Annotated in this window: 14 protein-coding genes and 2 pseudogenes; 8 read left to right on the top strand and 8 right to left on the bottom strand. The window is 34.8% G+C overall.

All coding sequences use genetic code 11. From position 1 onward, the window contains the following. Positions 1-60: 60 nt before the first annotated feature. Positions 61-845, bottom strand: a pseudogene (locus tag GD631_RS00790) (LuxR C-terminal-related transcriptional regulator). Positions 846-1,012: 167 nt separating this feature from the next. On the opposite strand from GD631_RS00790, the gene GD631_RS00795 reads away from it, so the two are divergent. From GD631_RS00795 to GD631_RS00830, 8 genes are all read left to right on the top strand, one after another. Continuing rightward, positions 1,013-1,504, top strand: a complete 492-nt coding sequence (locus GD631_RS00795) for a hypothetical protein (protein ID WP_143259935.1) — start codon at positions 1,013-1,015, stop codon at positions 1,502-1,504. Between the two features lie 30 nt (positions 1,505-1,534). Beyond that, entirely contained in the window at positions 1,535-2,176 is a 642-nt protein-coding gene (locus GD631_RS00800) for an RteC domain-containing protein (RefSeq protein WP_004293691.1), read from the top strand. A gap of 153 nt (positions 2,177-2,329) precedes the next feature. Then, positions 2,330-2,662, top strand: coding sequence for a helix-turn-helix domain-containing protein (locus GD631_RS00805; RefSeq protein ID WP_143259936.1), 333 nt, complete (start codon positions 2,330-2,332; stop codon positions 2,660-2,662). 284 nt (positions 2,663-2,946) lie between these two features. Beyond that, the gene (locus GD631_RS00810) at positions 2,947-3,531 is read left to right on the top strand and encodes a BfmA/BtgA family mobilization protein (RefSeq protein WP_143259937.1); all 585 of its coding nucleotides are present in this window, start codon (positions 2,947-2,949) and stop codon (positions 3,529-3,531) included. A 4-nt stretch (positions 3,532-3,535) separates the two neighbouring features. Further along, positions 3,536-4,507, top strand: coding sequence for a DUF5712 family protein (locus tag GD631_RS00815; RefSeq protein WP_143259938.1), 972 nt, complete (start codon positions 3,536-3,538; stop codon positions 4,505-4,507). A gap of 272 nt (positions 4,508-4,779) precedes the next feature. Next, the gene (locus GD631_RS00820; RefSeq protein WP_143259939.1) at positions 4,780-5,826 is read left to right on the top strand and encodes a nucleoid-associated protein; all 1,047 of its coding nucleotides are present in this window, start codon (positions 4,780-4,782) and stop codon (positions 5,824-5,826) included. Next, positions 5,823-7,028: a hypothetical protein gene (locus GD631_RS00825; protein ID WP_143259940.1), complete on the top strand. Its 1,206-nt coding sequence runs from the start codon at positions 5,823-5,825 to the stop codon at positions 7,026-7,028. The genes GD631_RS00820 and GD631_RS00825 overlap by 4 nt, the downstream gene beginning before the upstream one ends. Beyond that, entirely contained in the window at positions 7,001-8,038 is a 1,038-nt protein-coding gene (locus tag GD631_RS00830) for a nucleoid-associated protein (RefSeq protein ID WP_143259941.1), read from the top strand. The genes GD631_RS00825 and GD631_RS00830 overlap by 28 nt, the downstream gene beginning before the upstream one ends. A gap of 386 nt (positions 8,039-8,424) precedes the next feature. Here the strand turns inward: GD631_RS00830 and GD631_RS00835 are convergent, their stop codons facing one another. The 7 genes and pseudogenes from GD631_RS00835 to GD631_RS00865 all read right to left on the bottom strand — a co-directional run bounded on the left by GD631_RS00835 (position 8,425) and on the right by GD631_RS00865 (position 18,187). After that, positions 8,425-9,501 (bottom strand): hypothetical protein, encoded by a 1,077-nt coding sequence (locus tag GD631_RS00835; protein ID WP_143259942.1) that lies wholly within the window; start codon positions 9,499-9,501, stop codon positions 8,425-8,427. Positions 9,502-9,512: 11 nt separating this feature from the next. Continuing rightward, entirely contained in the window at positions 9,513-12,704 is a 3,192-nt protein-coding gene (locus GD631_RS00840) for a type III restriction-modification system endonuclease (protein ID WP_223225917.1), read from the bottom strand. A 3-nt stretch (positions 12,705-12,707) separates the two neighbouring features. Continuing rightward, entirely contained in the window at positions 12,708-14,660 is a 1,953-nt protein-coding gene (locus GD631_RS00845; protein ID WP_185911548.1) for a site-specific DNA-methyltransferase, read from the bottom strand. Between the two features lie 226 nt (positions 14,661-14,886). Beyond that, a complete protein-coding gene (locus tag GD631_RS00850) occupies positions 14,887-15,294 on the bottom strand; it encodes a helix-turn-helix domain-containing protein (RefSeq protein ID WP_004323518.1) in 408 nt (135 codons plus the stop codon). Positions 15,295-15,322: 28 nt separating this feature from the next. Beyond that, positions 15,323-15,606: pseudogene (locus GD631_RS00855) on the bottom strand (helix-turn-helix domain-containing protein); the annotation flags it as partial. Between the two features lie 486 nt (positions 15,607-16,092). Continuing rightward, positions 16,093-17,361 carry a tetratricopeptide repeat protein gene (locus tag GD631_RS00860; protein ID WP_143259943.1) on the bottom strand — a complete coding sequence of 423 codons (1,269 nt, stop codon included), beginning with the start codon at positions 17,359-17,361 and terminating at the stop codon, positions 16,093-16,095. A gap of 49 nt (positions 17,362-17,410) precedes the next feature. Further along, positions 17,411-18,187 (bottom strand): hypothetical protein, encoded by a 777-nt coding sequence (locus GD631_RS00865; protein WP_143259944.1) that lies wholly within the window; start codon positions 18,185-18,187, stop codon positions 17,411-17,413. Positions 18,188-18,479: the final 292 nt, after the last annotated feature.

Here is an 18,479-nt window from a genome sequence, read left to right on the forward strand (position 1 = left end):
CACAAACTGGATAATACACTGATAGAGTTAATGTTATTAATCCGTCTCAGAAAAAATGTTTTATTGAATCGAGCTGTTTAATAAGCCCAACCTTTGAGCAATATTAACAGCTTCAATAGAATTGTTTGCCTTTAATTTTAATAGTATGTTTTGCCTATGAGTATTTATTGTATTGATACTGACATTTAAAGAGTTTGCAATTTCTTTGCTTAATAAGCCTTGTTTCATTAATTGTAAAACGCACAACTCCCTATTAGTCAATGGTTCTTCTAAGGTATCTGACAAATCAATAAATATCTGTTCTCCTGTTTCAAAATTATATAGGTGGCTTTTGGTTATTTCTGATTCATGACTTGCATCAACATCAATAACCGAAAGCATAAGCCAAATATTACCAGATTTATCCAATTCTATTGCTTGCTCCTGTTCAATAATACGGATATATTCACCACGTACATTTTTTACTCGCATCTCATGTACCATCTTGTGCTTCATTTTTTCTTCTGCGGAAAGACTACTTAATAAAGAGTAGATTTTCTTTCTAACAAGCAAGCCGTAATGTATATCACCCGGATGAATAATTTCTAAGACAGGTTCATGTCCGTTGATAAATAACCTTTCAGGGTCAATTCCGTATGACTGAGGAATATTGTCTGATACAAAAACGAATTTTTTAGTACAGCAATCAAAGACCAGCACAATACTATGCGCTAGTTCCGACAATCTGAGCCAATCTGTTTTTTTTGTTCTATAACAGAGTAATCCAACTCGTTGATAAAAGCGCTTGATGTTGGCAGAATATTTTCGACTACTTTTTCTATTTTATCTATTGATTCATTTTTCATATCTCACATTTTCAGTCCATTAAGGCTTGCCTCATTATAAATGACTATTGTAACAGTTAAGGCTTGCCTGTAACTTTGCACAAAGTTAATAAATTAATAATGAATAACATGTGTAAGGTTACATATAGTTATCCATGCCAATAATAAACAATTAAAAACTATCAATTATGATTCAGAAAGTTAAGTTAATAACACGTGAAGGTAAAAAAGTTATGGGCTACCGAGTTACTGTTACTTCGGATTTTCATTCTAATATAGAGAATATATGGGATAAAATTCAAGATATTGATACTTTGAGAGAGATTTGTAAACCTAAAGCTAGTTTTATTGCTTGTGATGATTCTCCTATACAGTGGAAAGAAGGCAAAACTTTTGTTTTCAAAATGTACTTGCATGGCTTTTTACCAGTAGGTAGTCATACAATTAATGTTGTCAAGATGGATAAAGCGTCACGAGAAATAAATACAAAAGAATATGATAATACTGTAGTCATTTGGAATCACTATATTAAGATGGAAGAAATAAGCCAACAGGTAACCCGATATACTGACACTGTGGATTTATATGCAGGCTGTTTAACGTCTATTGCCGCATGGTGGACTTTGAAATTTTATAAGCACAGACAACGCAAATGGCAAAAGATAGCTAAGAGTTTATAAATTCATATAGAGCGATAAAAACAGAAAGCCATGTCAGATTGGGATTTAACTGAAAAACGTATATATAAATTGCTAAGACATCCATACCAATTAGATAAGTCTGTTGTTGAAGATATGGCTTCTGCTTATTTGGAATTTGTGGAGGAACTCTTCGATTACCTGAATAGAATAGGCGACAATAAAATACGAATTAGACAGCTTAATATGAGTTATATTGACTTTGGAACACTTAAAGCGTTGGAAGAATCATGTCCCACAGAAAACAGTAAGTTGAAATTGGTTTTTCTAGATAAGTTGTTATCGTTGATAAATATGGAACAGGAATTAATTTATCGACAGATGGAGTATCCTAAATTTTTTATCAATATTGAATCTGAATGGAAATCACCATTTTATCTAAATAATGAAGTAATAAAACTCGTAGATATGATGGAGCTAGTTTGTGGTATTTTCTATATATCAGATGGTGTTATTCGCATAGATCATAAGGAAATCTTTCTTAGCGATGTAGCTCGTATCTTTGAAAAGATGTTTAATATAAATTTTGGTGATATTTATAAGAAAGAAAGTGCAGTAATCAAACGAAAGCCAATGAAAATAACTGAATTTCTCGATAGGTTGAAAGCTGCTATTATCCAGAAGAGTAAAGAAGAAGGTTACTATCATTCATAAAGTATAAAGTAATTTGATCTGAAAATCAATCATATACATGCAATTTATGGGGGAGTACCACTGGTATTCCCCTAACTTATTTGCACTCATTTGCCGAACTTTGCTTCATCAATCGATTGAAAACAAGAATGTTGAACTTAAAAATTAAGCAAAATGTATATAGATAACGAAAACTTCGAGAGGTGGATGGAAAAACTATCCAAGAAACTCACTGAAATCGGACAAGACTTGAAATCACTCATCAATACTGATGCGGTACTAGATGATAATGAGAAGATTCTCGATAATCAAGATTTAGCTTTTCTCCTGAAAGTATCTTTCCGAACTCTTCAACGCTACAGAGTAAATAAACAACTTCCCTATTTCACTATCGGAAGGAAAACCTATTATCGGGCTGTAGATATTCGAGCTTTTGTTCGTGAACGTGCCGATTCTCAAACCTACAAGCAGTTTGAAAAAGCCAATCAGTTGGATAATCAACCTTGATAGCAAAAAGTAGCAGAGGAAAGAAGCCTGTGTTCAGGATATTCCTTTGTGCTGCCACCCCGATTTAGCAGAAACTGCTTCACCTATCGGTTCAGCCCATTTCGCTAAATCGAGCAAGAGGGAACTGGACAAGTCCTGTTCTTCCCTCTTGCCCTGCGGGGCAAAGCCTTCGGCTTTAGCGTGTTACAGGAACACGCTGTAATAACACCTGTAATAAGTATTTTCTTTGTAATGCTTATTATCAGGTATTTATCTATTCATATTTCTATAAAAAAGTAATTACCATGCCAAACAGCAGTCGAAAAACGATATTCACTACCATTTCCATAGACAAGGAAGCGGCAGCTTTGGTAGAGAAGATATGCAAACGCTATTCACTGAAAAAGAGTGAAGTTGTAAAGTTGGCGTTTGGGTATATAGATAAAGCACATATCAATCCATCCGAAGCACCTGAATCTGTAAAATCAGAACTGGCGAAAATAAATAAGAGACAGGATGATATTATACGTTTCATTCGTCATTATGAGGAAGAACAACTAAACCCCACGATACGGGCAACAAATTCTATCGCTTTACGCTTCAATGCTATCGGCAAAACATTGGAAACTCTTATTCTCTCTCAACTAGAAGCCAGTCAGGAGAGACAAACAGCCGTACTTAAAAAGCTAAGTGAACAGTTTGGCAATCATGCCGGTGTGATAAACAACCAGTCCAAACAGATTAATGCACTCTACCATATACACCAACAGGATTATAAAAAGTTGCTTCAACTGATACAACTCTATTCAGAACTTTCTGCTTGCGGCGTGATGGATAGCAGAAAGAAAGAGAACCTGAAAAACGAAATCGGTAATCTAATAAATACATAGAGCCATGCACATAGATTTTGCTCCACCATCTAAAGGTACATATAATAATGCTGGCAGTAGCCGACAGCTAGCAAATTACCTTGAACATGAGGACTTAGAAAGAATGGAAAAGGGTATCTATACCGAAGGCTTTTTCAATCTTGCAGAGGATAATATCTATAAATCAAAGGTTATAAAAGATATAGATACCAATATCGGGCAACTATTGAAAACAGATGCTAAGTTTTTTGCTATTCATATCAGCCCATCGGAAAAGGAACTCAGAGTAATGGGTAATACAGAACAGGAACAAGCTGAAGCGATGAAACACTATATCCGTGAAGTGTTTATTCCTGAATACGCAAAGAACTTCAAAAAAGAACTATCCGCTTCGGATATAAAATTTTACGGTAAGATTCATTTTAACCGTAGTTGTTCAAGGAATGAACTGAACATGCACTGCCATTTGATAGTCAGCCGTAAAGACCAATCCAACAAAAAGAAACTATCACCACTTACGAATCATAAGAACACCAAGAATGGAATAGTCAAAGGTGGTTTTGACCGTGTGAATCTCTTTCAGCAGGCAGAACAGGGATTTGATAAGCTATTCGGATATGATCGCCAACAAACAGAATCATTTGATTACCAAAATGTGATGAAAAACGGTTCTATATCGGAACAGTTTGAACTACAGGAGCAAGAAACTCAATCCAGTGAAAGAAAAACAGAAATCAACCAGGATAGCAACCAAGAGAACTTATTTTCTATCAATCTTGAAAACAAGGAAGCAAGTAACCAAGCTTTCAATACAAATACCCATATTTTCACTCCACAAGAAAATAATACCTCTATCAATCCATCTTTCTATAATGAAAACAACCAAACATCAAATTCATTCATTTCTTTTATTTCTTCACAAAAAGCAGACTTCCAATTCAACTCCGAAGAACAAATACCTAAGCTCAAGAAAAGAAGGAAGCAAAAAAGGCTTTAAGTTATTTTAGTTCAAGAAAACAACCAAGTTTTGGCACTCTCGAATAAAAGCGACTCATTATGTACATAAAAATATAAAAGTTTAATATATTTGTATTTGAGTTGACAACTGTATCAAGATACAGTCCCCTCAATCGGCTGAAAATGTAGTTCAGAGTGATTACAACTAAAATCACAGTCAAAAAAATCATCTCTGTATTATATTTCTAAGTGCTTTAATTGGCTATTTGAAAACGATAATGTATCAAAAAAGTAAACTTTTAAATATATACCATGAAAAAACTAAAGAAAATAGGACATGATATTGCATTGAATAATTTTGTAGTTCATCAAGTTACTAAAATGGCAGGAGATAGAAAGACAGGATTAAAGTTAGCAAAATCGACTCTTAAAACGACAACAAAGGAATCTGCCTTTATTGCTAAAATTACAGATGCCTATTCTAAAAAATCACATCCGACATATGGCATCTTTAATACAGAAAATAAGTCTAATGAGTTTCAAACTTCATTAAGAGAATTTTGTGCAGGAAAAACTGATTTCATTTCCTTCTCTCAAAGATCGATGAATTACTATAAGACTGTTATAGAAAAAAATGCACCTGCAAGTGGAGGGTTTGTTGTATTTGCTTTTTATAATAATACAACAAACAAGACACAACATCTTCTGGTTTTAACTCTCAATAACAAAGATGGCTATTATATTGATGAAAAAAATCTTACTATTGAAGATATAAAGAATTTAGACTTGAGCAAAATAGATGTGGCATGTCTTATTAATATAACAAAATGGCTAAAAATTGAAAGGGGCGAGAATTTGGAGAGTAAAACCTATCTATCCTTCGTAAAAGGGAATAAAGATATTAGTCTTTACTTTATGGATTTTATTGGATGTCAAAATAAGACAACTAGTACAGATTCTTCTAAAAAATTAGCAAATGCATTAGTGAGATTTTGTACAAATAAGAAATATGATGATGCAAAAACAAGAGATATTAAAAATGCCGTTTATTATTACTGTATTGAATGTATTAATGCAAAAAAAGAAATTTCATTATCTGCTATATCTGCGCTCATAAATCCAGAAAATCCTGATGAATTTCAAGAATTTGCATCTTCGGAGGAAAACGAAGTAGATGAAATTATTAGTGGAGATAAAACGATCTTGAAGACATTGAATTATGTCAAATATAGAACACCTGATTTAACTGTAGAATTCAATAATAAGTTAATAGGAGTTCAAATATTCTACAGCGACAAAAAAAACGAACTAACAATTAAAAATGTACCGGATGAATTGAGAAAGCAAATAACCCAATGAGACATATGATGCTTACACAAATAGTAGACATATTAACAAAAAGCAATATAACTATTTCTGATGATTCTCTTTCAGTTGACAATTACAAGATATTAGACGAAAGCAGCATTATTAGTTTGGAGAATTGCATTGAACAAATATATGATAATAAAGGGAATATTATTGGATTATCAGATATTCAAAAGAAGCAAAATGTTCGTATTGTATTCTCTCTGTATAGATTAAACCAAACAGGTTATTATGAGACATCCGATGTCTTTGTTCGAAAAAACAAAATTATATCTCCTGCGTCCTATTATATTCAAAATATAGGATTCCAAAATAGTGAGCATACTTTTATAAAGAAATATCATGCCTTAATTAACTTTATTCAATCAATTGGTGATCTGGCTAAATACAAAGAAGAATCTCCTGATATAACAACATGTGTCATCATCTGCGAACAGAAAGCCCTTATTCTGCCTATCATTTACAGTGGTGAGGATGTTGTCAATATAGATTTCCCAATAGAAGAAATGAATTATGCAACAGAATTATTCAAAAAAAATAATAGCGAAGAAAAACTTCTTTTCATTAATGAATTAATGGAATTTTTATCAAATGTAACAGAAGAAAATCGCTTTGTCTATTTATTGCAAAACTTCAATGAGTATTATTCCAAGTCTATTGATAGCTTTCAATATTATATCAGAAACTTCTCATATAATAAACTGAAATCAGAATTAGATAATGCGATATTAGATTATTCTAAAAAAATACAATCAGTAATTAATGATGCACAGTCTAAACTCATTGCTATTCCTGCTGCTTTTGTTTTAGCAGCAGCCAACATTGAATTTGATAATATATTATCAATAAAAAATATAGCTATTTTAATTAGCTTGTATATATTTGCTCTGTTAATAGGTATATTCCTAAATAACCAAAGCAGCGTCTTAAATATGATTGATATTAATATTCAATCATATAAAGGAACTTTTGGGGGTAATAGTAACGTTGTAAAAGATGCATTTATATTAGTCGATAAGGAGCTAATGAAACAAAAAAACAGACTGTTTATTACTCAATTTATCAATTGGGGAATACCTGCTTTATTAACACTCTTGTATATAGTTGTTTTCATAGCAAACATATCAATAATCACATCTGACATAATAATAAAAATATTAAAATCATGTATCACTCAGAATCTTCATATATAGAAAATACTTCCTTGCATCTTGTTGGCAATAAATCAAACGAAGAAAATATTCGTTTCTCCAGCAACTTGCTAAATATAAGTACCGACTTAAATAGAATTTTATTACACTATTTCTTGTCTTCTTTCAAAAGCAATGAATTCTATAATTTCTACCATGATATTAATATAGAAATGAATGAAGTGTATGTTTGTGTAGAAAATATATTTAAAAACAATGAAACATTACATGCACAGTCTATAAATCTGGCAAAACACTTGTATAAAAAAAGTACACATCCTCAAATCAAGGGTGGCGAATTTTATACCGTTTACTTTAAAGATTGCATTTTAGAAGGAGAGATAGTAGATGCTATTGGTTTATTTAAATCAGAGAATAAAGACACTTTTTTAAAAGTATCAACGCTGAAAAATGATTTTAAAATCGAAACTGTTGAAGGCGTTAATATCAATAAATTAGATAAAGGTTGTTTGATATTCAATAAAGAACGCGAGAGTGGATATATAGTTGTTGTAGTAGATAATACAAACAAAGGGATTGAAGCACAATATTGGTTGGATGATTTTTTAAGTATTAGACAACGCAATGATGAATATCATGACACCCAAAACATACTCTCACTTTGCAAAAGCTTTATAAAAAAAGAGTTGCCAAAACATTTTGAAATTTCAAAAGCAGATCAAGCTGAATTACTGAATAAATCAGTGAGCTATTTTAAAAATAATGAGAATTTCAATATGAAAGAATTTGCTAGTGAGGTAATTTGCCAACCAGAAATCATTAATACTTTTAATCAGTACAAGTCTTCATTCCAAGAAGACTATGATATAAGAATTGCAGATAATTTCACTATTTCAGAAAGTGCTGTAAAAAAACAAGTACGTTCAATAAAAAGTGTGATCAAACTAGATAAAAATTTCGACATCTATATTCATGGAAATTCAGAGCTTATAGAGCAAGGGGAGGATAGTAAAGGGAAATTTTATAAAATGTATTACACCGAAGAATCGTAGAGCATTGACTTACCGTATAAGGTTAGAGTAATAAAAATGCAGTCAATAATTTGTTAGAAAAGGAAATGATACTATCTTTGCCCTCAGTATTCTCCATGAGCAAACTACCGCAAAAGCACGTAGCAAATTAGTGGGATAAATCATGGGATATGCTTGAAGCTAAAAATATAAAGTTTTAAATATCAGCATGGTAATTCCTATTGGAGAATCCCAGGCGGATCACTCAAGAAATCCCCGATAATCATAGATTATCGGGGATTTCTCTTTTTGGGCAGCTAACAGAAATAGAGGATCATGATAAGCGTAAGCCAGTCTGACTGATACCGATACCAAGCTATACGCCGTCAGTCTTCTCGATTGCAACAAGAATCAGCAGTTTCTCTTTCTCATCTTCCTATCAATTCCAAAAATAAATTCGGAAGAGTGTCAGTTGAATCTTGAACAAAATTCTTATACTTATAATAGATATAAGGAAATGATTTATCTTTTGTACTTAATGGCGCTTCTTTATACACTTGATTCATTATAGGAGCAACATAGCTTAATTTGTAAGAACTAAACTGACTTGCAATTAGACGAGCTTTGCTCAACTTGTTCATCTCTTGCGCATTAACAAATTCATGCATTAAACGCTGATATTCTGCATGTCTCGTCCAATCTTTGCCAAATGGAAGATCCGGAAAAGAGATGACATCAACTTCTTTGAGTATAAAATCTGTAGAGTTCTGTGACCAAGTTATAATAAACAAACGTAATCCAGATTGAACTCTTAATATTTCTTGCGACTGCCAACGTCTTACATCATTATCATATTGAATATAACCATACTGGTTAGTTCTTGCATATTTTCCCAAGAAAAATTCATTGTTGCAATGCTTAGCGACTTCAGTATTATTTGCATTCTGAAATTCTAGTATTGCAATTGGCTGAGAATCTTGATTTGAAACAAAACAATCTATATTTGTAGGCCAAGCACATCCAGCACTTCTAAGAGCTCTGTCAAAATAAGGCAAGTCTTTACGCTCACGATATGGTTTTGTCGACTTCCAATCCTTAATTGTAGAGATCCAGTTAGAAAAGCCATGATATGTATCATATGAGACAGAGAATTTGCATGTAGCAAGATTCAAAATAGTATACACCCATACGGACTCCTCTTCATCACAATACAATACATATGTCAATGGACAATTGAAAGCATTTGCAAAATTTATTTTTCGTTGTAGAACTTCAGGTGTCTCTAATGATATTATTGCAGAAAGAACATCTCTTTCAGAAGATATACCTGGAACAAAATCCACTCTCGCACGTTCAAATAAATGTGTAACAATATTGTTATTGTTTTCATTACATCCTTCAATGGCATCAAAGAAGAGCCCTGTCTTTTCAACTAGTATTTTCTTTGCCCAATTAATAGCATCACTTCGCTCAGAAGTTTCCTTACGATAATTTATAAATGCCATAATAAATTTGATTAATTAATTGTTTGCATCACATCTAATAGATGCTCATAACTATCTACATCATGATACTTAACATTTTCGGTAGACATTTCATTGAAAAGCTTCTTTGCACAACTAATCTTTGCTTTCTCAATTGCACGAAGTTCCATTGAATCCATTGTTCCTTTAGTTTCTGCGATGAAGAAAATATGCTTCACTGTACCTTTTTTGAAAGCTATTGCCCAATCTGGAGAATAGTTGCCTACTGGTGTAGGAATATGAAAACTCTTTGGTAGTTTTGCGTATACCTCAACTTCCTCTGCGCTTTCAAGGCTTTGGCAAAAAGTCTTTTCTATACTATTTTCTGCTGTTCCATCAGTGAAAACATAATCTGTGATATGACGTTTTGCACGAATAGCTTTATCATAGCCTGTACTATGTTTTTCTGCTGTAAAAATAGAATTATCATACTTACCCTCAATGCGATTATACGAGATATGCTCAATAACCATAGTCGCTTTTTGAGCTTTAATCAGGTTAATAACCTTCGTTATAAACTCCTCTGGATTAACCGCAAACATCATTTTTTTCTCTGGAGTTAATTTCTCCAAAATACGACTAACAGTTATTCGTGTTAGGGTAGCTCCTTTGGCAATATCACCAATCAAATCATAGGGTGTTGTACATGCATATGTATTTCGCAAGTTTTGTGAGCGCGAAGAAACTCCACCAAATGTCGTTCCACTCTTAATTTGCAATTGAGATATTTTTTCATTTTGTTGTCCAGTTGTTATGCTATATCTTACTTGTGCAACATGCAATTCTTTATTAATCACCTCAGAAGCATTCTTAATCAATTCTTCACTGTCAAGACTTACAGTATATGCATACTTATGATTAATTTTTTTCCATAAATCCTGGAATTCTTTCTTATAAAAGTTCTCGTTAAGCGGGTTATCTTCAATTGTAGTATCGTGACCATTTTCAAACATACCATCCAAAGCATGCTCATCAAAAATAGATTGAATGAGTTTATGAACTGGTTCTTCCATGCCACGGAGTTTTTTGGGTAGCTGTTCCAATGTTCCACTTATAACCGCTTTGTGATATTCTTTCGTAATACCACCTTTAGAATCGATATAGTCGTTGTCCACGAGGTAAGAAACAATACTTGCCGCCTGTTGATCATCAATTGTGATAATGTTTTCGCCAACCTTTAGTATCTTACCCTTAAAATATTCTGTAGTCGCTTTAGTCGGACGATCATAAAGAACATCTCTTGTCTCTTTCTGTAAATCGGTCACAAAAGTAGCATAGCTTTCGCTTGCAATTACAGTGAGTTTATTAATCTCGTGAACCAGGTCTTCACCTATAGTCTGTGCATCCATGCGGGTTCCCAAGCTGTTCACTGCAAGGCGTAACCCTCGTCCAACCTCTTGACGCTTAACTGTTGCACTTTCGGAATGTTTAAGAGTACAAATCTGGAAAACATTTGGATTATCCCACCCCTCACGTAGTGCTGAATGAGAGAATATAAAACGTGTTGGCTCATCAAAACTTAACAAACGCTCCTTATTTTTTAAGATCAGATCATACGCAGAAATGTCATCTGAAATATCTGATCCTTTTTTCAATTCGCTGTTAACACTATGCCCTTTTTTATCAATACTAAAGTATCCACGATGAATATCATGAGTATCAAAGCGACGAAGATATACCTGATAATCATCCTTTTCAGCTTCATCACCACTTAAACCAAATAATCTCAGTTTATCATTAAGTATATTGTTATATTCCTCCTCAAAAATTTTCCCATATTCTCCAAGAAGTTCTTCTCCATCTTCACCATATTGACGATACATTGAAACATGATCTATAAAAAAAAGCGAAAGTGTCTTTATACCCCTACGGAATAACGCCTCTTCCTTTTCAAAATGAGATTGAATTGTCTCACGAATTTGAATACGACGCATATCCTTTTCAGAGATGTCACCAACGACATTTCCTGTTTTCATTATTTCTCCATTGACAAATTCAATCGTACTATTATCTGGATCGATATTATTTATTGTATATCCACTTTTATACTGTTGTAATTCATTGGATGCTAAATATAAGTTATCTCCTACACCCAAAACTTTAGTTTTTCGAACAACACCATTTGCTTGGCGCACTTCGATTTCTAATCTTGCCATCGGAGGCTTATTACTTGAAACAACGATCTTTTCGAAGAAAATATATCGGTCAGTACCTCGAAGATTGTGTATTTCAAAACCTTTTACTTGGATTTTCTTTACAAGTTTTTTATTGTATGCATCAAGAGCGTCAAGAACATACACCTCATTGTGATGATTCTTATGAGTAGCCGAGTAGTTGATCAAAAAAAGAGGATTAAAGTTCTTGATTCCTGTTTGAGTAGCAGCACCTTCCATTTTTTGTGGTTCATCCAGGATGACAATTGGACGATTTGCTTTAATAATATCTATAGGACGACGACTGTTAAACTCATCACGTTTTGAGTATATAATACGACTTTCTTTATTCTTTGCCCCCTCTCTCATTGACGTTGCAAATGCTTGAGTATTTATAATCATCACATTTATTCCAGCATCACTTGAGAATTTATCTAATGCATTTAAATTACCACTGTTGTAAATGAAAAATCTTGCTTTTTTGCCATAATGTCTCATGAAATGCTCAACTGTCATTTCCATAGACTTTTTTACGCCTTCACGTATGGCAATACTAGGTACGACTACGATAAATTTACTCCATCCGTACTGCTTATTCAGCTCAAACATGGTCTTCACATACACATAAGTCTTACCTGTACCGGTTTCCATTTCGACATCCAAAGATACACGCCCTATGGCTGAAAATAGTTTTGATGACTTATGTATATTCTGCTGCGCTTGAATTGCATTAATGTTTTCAAGTAGTTGCTGATCCGACAAAACAATATCTGCATTACGATATCCAGCTGCATCCAGCTGTTCCTCAGCATCTGAGACATCAATACCATCTCCCAAATCATTAAAATGCAACCGGAGAGCTTGAACTTCTTCTTTAGAAGCTGCCTTTGCTTTTTTTCCAGAATCTCTTGCATAGATAGTGTTATCACTAGTCTCATCAAACTTTGGTTGGCCTGCAAAAACACTAACGATGCTTTCAACAGCATCTGTTTGATATGGTTGTATTTTGAAATCAAATTTCATTTCTTTCATTGTTTAATATACCTTAAGATGGGTATCCGGGCTATATGACTTAAACAACTGTTCAAAGTTAACAGCAACACTATCGTTTGCCATAGAACTATCTCGCATTACAAAATAATATGGTTTGCTCTGAGCTATTTCTGAAATAACTTTATCAGTAACTCCTGGTTCAAAACAAGCCATCATATAACCATCTGCAACAGAATATACAGTTTTACCATGTATAATGGTTGTCTCTATTTTACTTGAGAGAAGGCAATCTAATTCCAACATGGCCTGAAACAACAAATCATCAGCTGTTCTGTCTAACTTTATATTATCAACAGTAGATGCAAACAAATCCTTTGTAACATAATCGTTAGGAGTATACCATACCTGTTGCATATTACTTGAATCCAGTTTTAACACACGAAAACCTGTGTCAAACGAAGCATCAGGATACGTTTCTTTTAGCATCTTAGATGCCTGCCGTATACGTTCTTTTCCTATTTCACAAATGTTTTTAAAACCTGCCTTATTCGCTTCACTTTTAGGTTCAGTAGGTTCCTGCAACTGTACCATGATAAACTTTTTACGAGTACCCTCTTTGGCGTTCATCTCCATAACAGCATGCGCAGTTGTTGCAGAGCCAGAGAAGAAGTCTAAAATAATACAATCATCATCTGGAGCCGCAAAACCAATAATACGACTTAATAAGGAAACTGATTTAGGATTATCAAATATTTTTTTACCGCCAAGTAATTGTTCCAGTTGCTTTGTTGAAGCTCTGCCATCTTCATAATATATACTTTTAAACTGTTCTTTGACAGTCTCTATACGTTTTTTAACGTGAGGTTGTGTCGTTTCATCTTTTCCCCACTCAATATCTCCAACCTTATCATAATCCCAAAAAGTTGTTTCAGTCCAACGCCAACCGAATTCAGGCTTTACACACGGTTTACCAGTAACAGGATGAATGATATCAAATGTATAGCCACCAGGTTTTGTATTAGATGAATTTGTGGAGTTACTGTACACACCACGTTCATCCACATTATTATAATGAGATACTCCCTTTAAATCTGTCTCATTTGCTTTTATCCATTGGCGCAATAGTTTCTGCTGTTCAGCAATGTCTGTAGTTTTATGCTTTATCAATTTATATTGTGCATTGATCTTTTGAGCTTTATCAGACTCAACAAACCATGGAGTAAGGAAATTCACATCCTTTGCAAAACAAAGAATGTACTCATGCTCTGTTGATATTTGACGAGGATTGTTATCTGTAGCTGATTGCCAAATAATTTCACCAACAAAATTTATTGAGCCAAATAGTTCACAACAAATCTTTTTCAAATTCTCAACTTCATTCTGGTCAATACTAATAAATATCACACCGTCTTTTGCAAGCAAATTTCTAGCAATCTTTAAACGAGGATACATCATGTTAAGCCAGTCAGTATGAAAGCGGCCATTAGACTCCATATTAGCGGATAGCCGATTTCCATCTTCATTATATTGGCCTGAGCGCAACATATATTCTGATGTCGTCTGAGAAAATTTGTCTGGATATACAAATTCCTTACCTGTATTATAAGGTGGGTCTATATAAATCAGTTTAACTGTATCCAAGTAATTTTCTTGCAAGAGCTTTAGAACTTCAAGATTATCACCTTCTATATAAAGATTTTCGGTTGTATTGAAGTCTCCATAACTTTCTCCTATACAAGGGCGAAGTGTGTTCATACTTGGAGCATTTGCTGCAAGAATAGCTTTTCTCTTGTCGGGCCAGGTGAACTGGTAACGTTCATCTTTGCCTTCTACAACATATGTAGAGATCTCTTGCATAAGTACGTCTTTATCAATAGCTCTAACCAGGTTACCATCGATATCAACGGTTTCCGTCACAGCATTTGGAAACAGTGCAGCAAGTTTTGCAAAATTCTCATCTGCTCGATTTTTGGTTTGCATTCTTAGTCTATTCATATATATATTTTAGTTTTTATCAAATAAAAATTACTACATCAACCTCTTAATTCTTTTTTGAGCTTAAGTATTTACTGATGCAACTCAAATTTCTTCCGATATTGGACTTCTTTGCGAGCTTTTGATTCTAACATCGCCATATGTTTTTAAAGGCTTCATTATAAGCGATCTGAGAAGTTGTATTCCTTTTCAGAATGTACATCTAGTATTGCTATTTGACCTTCTTTTACTTACTATCCTCTTTTCCCTTACTATATTTTTCTCTTTCTATTTTCAACAATTCCTCAAACAATTTCACAGCTTGCTCCATTGAAAAGTGATTGAGATTTTCCACATGAGTTATAGGACCTATATTAGATGCACTCACATGGCAATTTTCATAAAAATTGTTTGTACTATATAGGACTGTTTCTTCTGTGAACTTCTTTAAGCCATCTTCCGTGACACCTAATGCGTCAGCTACTTGTTTTAATTTGTCGTCATCTATTTTTTCTGATTGCTCCATTTTAGAGATAGCTTGTTTAGTCACTCCCAATAGCTCCCCTAAATCAGTCTGTGTCATACCGCGAAGACGCCGTATTCGTTCTATTTTCCGTCCTAAATGCGAATTGTTCGTATAAGATTCAGTTTCCATAATAATAAATTTATTTTTAAGAATGTTGTGCGATTGATATAGCACCTTGCTCAAAAGTATTATCTCTGATATTATTAATATTATAAATAGCCTTCTCTACATCAAAGTCTTCAATCACTTCTGCAGATATTCAATTTGATTTAAAAGACCTTCTTCTATTTCTTCCTGTTTCTCAATTTTTGAGACGACCTGCTGGTTTACACCAAGATCAGCCGCTAGAGCTTCCTGCTTCATACCAAAGTAAACACGGATCTTCTGCAGATTATGTCCTACATGTCTCCGGTTTGCTTTATCTTTTACTTCGATATCCATATCACTATCTTTTTAACTAGTACTTTGAGACAAAGGTAGTAAAAATCAACCCAAATCAAACCAAAGTCAACTTTATTTTTTTTTCAATCTCCAGTTCTATATGCATAATTTTGCCCTAATAAAATCTAATAGCCTATGGGGTAAGTAAAGTCGTTACAATCGAGACATAGCTTTAAATTGTCCGGAAATATAGCTATCCAAAAACAAATTAGTAAACATACAATTAAACAAAAAGCATGCACGGGCTTATTGCTAACAGAACGATCTAAGGTATACTGAAAAACTCTCAAAGAGAGACGATTATCGGAGCAAATATCGTTGAAAAAGGTAGCAGTAACGGTTTGGAGTATCTCAAACAATATGCCGAAGTTAATTATACCGGAGACGCAAACTATATAGATCAGCAAGGCACAAGAGATGGAAACATCGTTACTGCCGGAGGATTGATAGAAAAGAGAATGAACGACAAACAGAGACGAGAAAATGCTATCTCATCTTCCAACCACCAAAAAGTGTTTTCTTAAAGCAGGCCTTGTTTCGTTTCGCCTCTTCCGAATCATACTCTATAGCAAGATCAAAGTACTCTATTGCCTGCGGTATATTCTGTTCCGTACCTCGTCCGAAGCCATAAGCAACACCAAAAGCATTCAGTACCATAGCATCAAGAGGTTCCCATACCTCATCGAGTCTACCATTCTCTTCTATCTCGGAAAGGAATTCGAATGCCGCATCATCATCCTGAAAAGTGCCTAGACCGTTCTGATAACAAATAGCAAGTTCGGCTGCCGGTTGCCAAGAATCCTCATCATCCATATTATGATATGCCTTATCTAACCATAACACTGCCTTGGCATAATCCTGTATTATATTGCCACGCCCTTCAAAGTAGAAGTTGCCTACCTGAAATTGCGCCTTTGCGTTACCTGCCTTCGCTGCTATCATGTAATTCTCAAATGCCTTGTCCAAATCTTCATCAACGCCGTACCCTGTTCCGTAACACACAGCCACATTGTAGGCGGACTGGACATCTCCGCGCTCCACAGCCATTGAGTAATAATGGAAAGCCCCCTCCGCATCATCATACTCATCTTCCAGCAATTTGCCGTAGTCATTACAAGTGAGCGGATCACCCGTATCAGCAAGAAGTTTCAGGTAGTTCTCGTACACCTCGTCATCAATATCCGCCAGTCCCGACTCATAAATGGTACGATAGTTGCCGAATGCGGCAGGCAGACCGTTATCGAACGAGTTTTCATAGTATTTTGCCGCTATAGGATAAGCAAAAGCGTAATACTCATCTTCAGAATTATATTTGCGGTTTTCTTCCTCACCACGAATGACGAGATAATCACCATAGAACATAACATTTCCCACCACATATTGGCTAAAGGCATCTCCCGCCTGTGCTTGCTGTATCACTGTCGTAAAAGCTTCCTCAAGAGATGCGAAAGGCATCGTTTTCTGAACAGCAGGAGACAAGTTACCGGTCCGCAAAGCACATAATACCCCATCGGCACTGCCCCGGCGCACACTCTCCTTAATCAACTGGGATGCCTGCTCCTCATCTACGGGAAATTCTGCTCCGCACCAGACAAAATCTTCCCCTAAATGGCATCGTCCAAGGTAACAGTAAGCATCCGCATCCCCCTCTTCCGCTGCCTGACGCAGAAGCTCATATCCTTCCCACATTTGTTCTTTGTCGTAGCTTTTCCATATTTTGTCAATGGCAACAGCTACTGTTTCACTGTGTTTCATTGTTACAAATTATTATATATCCGTTTTCTTTCGATATGTCTTTTATTCTTCATTCATCATTAGCCACTTCTTCCGTTATATCCTCCCATTCATCCGTAATCCGGGGAAACTCACGTTTATGGTAATAATTGAAAAGCCAAAATCTGATACGGCCGATATAAGAAGCTCGAGTCATGAGCACCACCCAATCTCCCTCTTCATTATTTCCTCCTATTTCGACGATATAATTATCTTTCGTCCTCCTCACTTCCAGATACCCGTTCTGACAGCCGGGAGTCTTCAACAGCAGCGAAGAACATTTGCCGGCTTCGAGATTCTCGAGAGCCGCCAACACGTCTTCATAATCGATAAATTTGAATTCTTCATTGTCTACGTATAAATAATACGGCTCGTCAGCAGGAGATACCGGAGTGAAATGCCCTTTCTCCCAATTCTTAATTTCCGGAATTTCAAGCCGTTCGAAGTAGTTACAGAACATCCGGACAATATCACTCGGACTATAATCACAGCTAGAATACCTTGTCAACCCGTCAGACATGGCGAAACATACTGCAACTTGCAGATTGCCGTCCGGCACACTCATACACGATATCCCGGAACAATTACCATAAGGAGTGATTACAGGACGACAGTTACTGAGCCATATATCTCCATATTCATCAATATTATTTATTGCCCGCTTTATCTCCTCTTCGGAAACAAGTGATGTCCGTTCATAACCTTCCGAATAGTTCAACACAAATTGCATAGGTAGTTCAAATGCTACAACCTCCTCCGGCTTTTGCTTCTTTCCCGAGATCTTTTTTTTAAGAAATGAAAAAAACATTTGGTGTATTCTTAGTAGTTTTGCGAGTGCAAAAATAAAAAAAGATCACTAAAATCAATCTATGTATTGCATTTTATTCGTACATCAAGCCAACGGGAAATACTTTACCACGCTCATCTTCCAGCCCTTGCAGCTTTTTACATATAATCTGTGCTCCAAGCATACTGAAAGTAAATCCATGATCTCCCGAGGCAGGAATTGGCCGGCTTCGTAAACATGCACGGTTATGCAGGCACAGCATTATCTTCTTTGAAACAACAGCACATCAAAAAAGCAAGAATGGAAAATTGTG

This window comes from Bacteroides luhongzhouii (assembly GCF_009193295.2).
GTDB lineage: Bacteria > Bacteroidota > Bacteroidia > Bacteroidales > Bacteroidaceae > Bacteroides > Bacteroides luhongzhouii.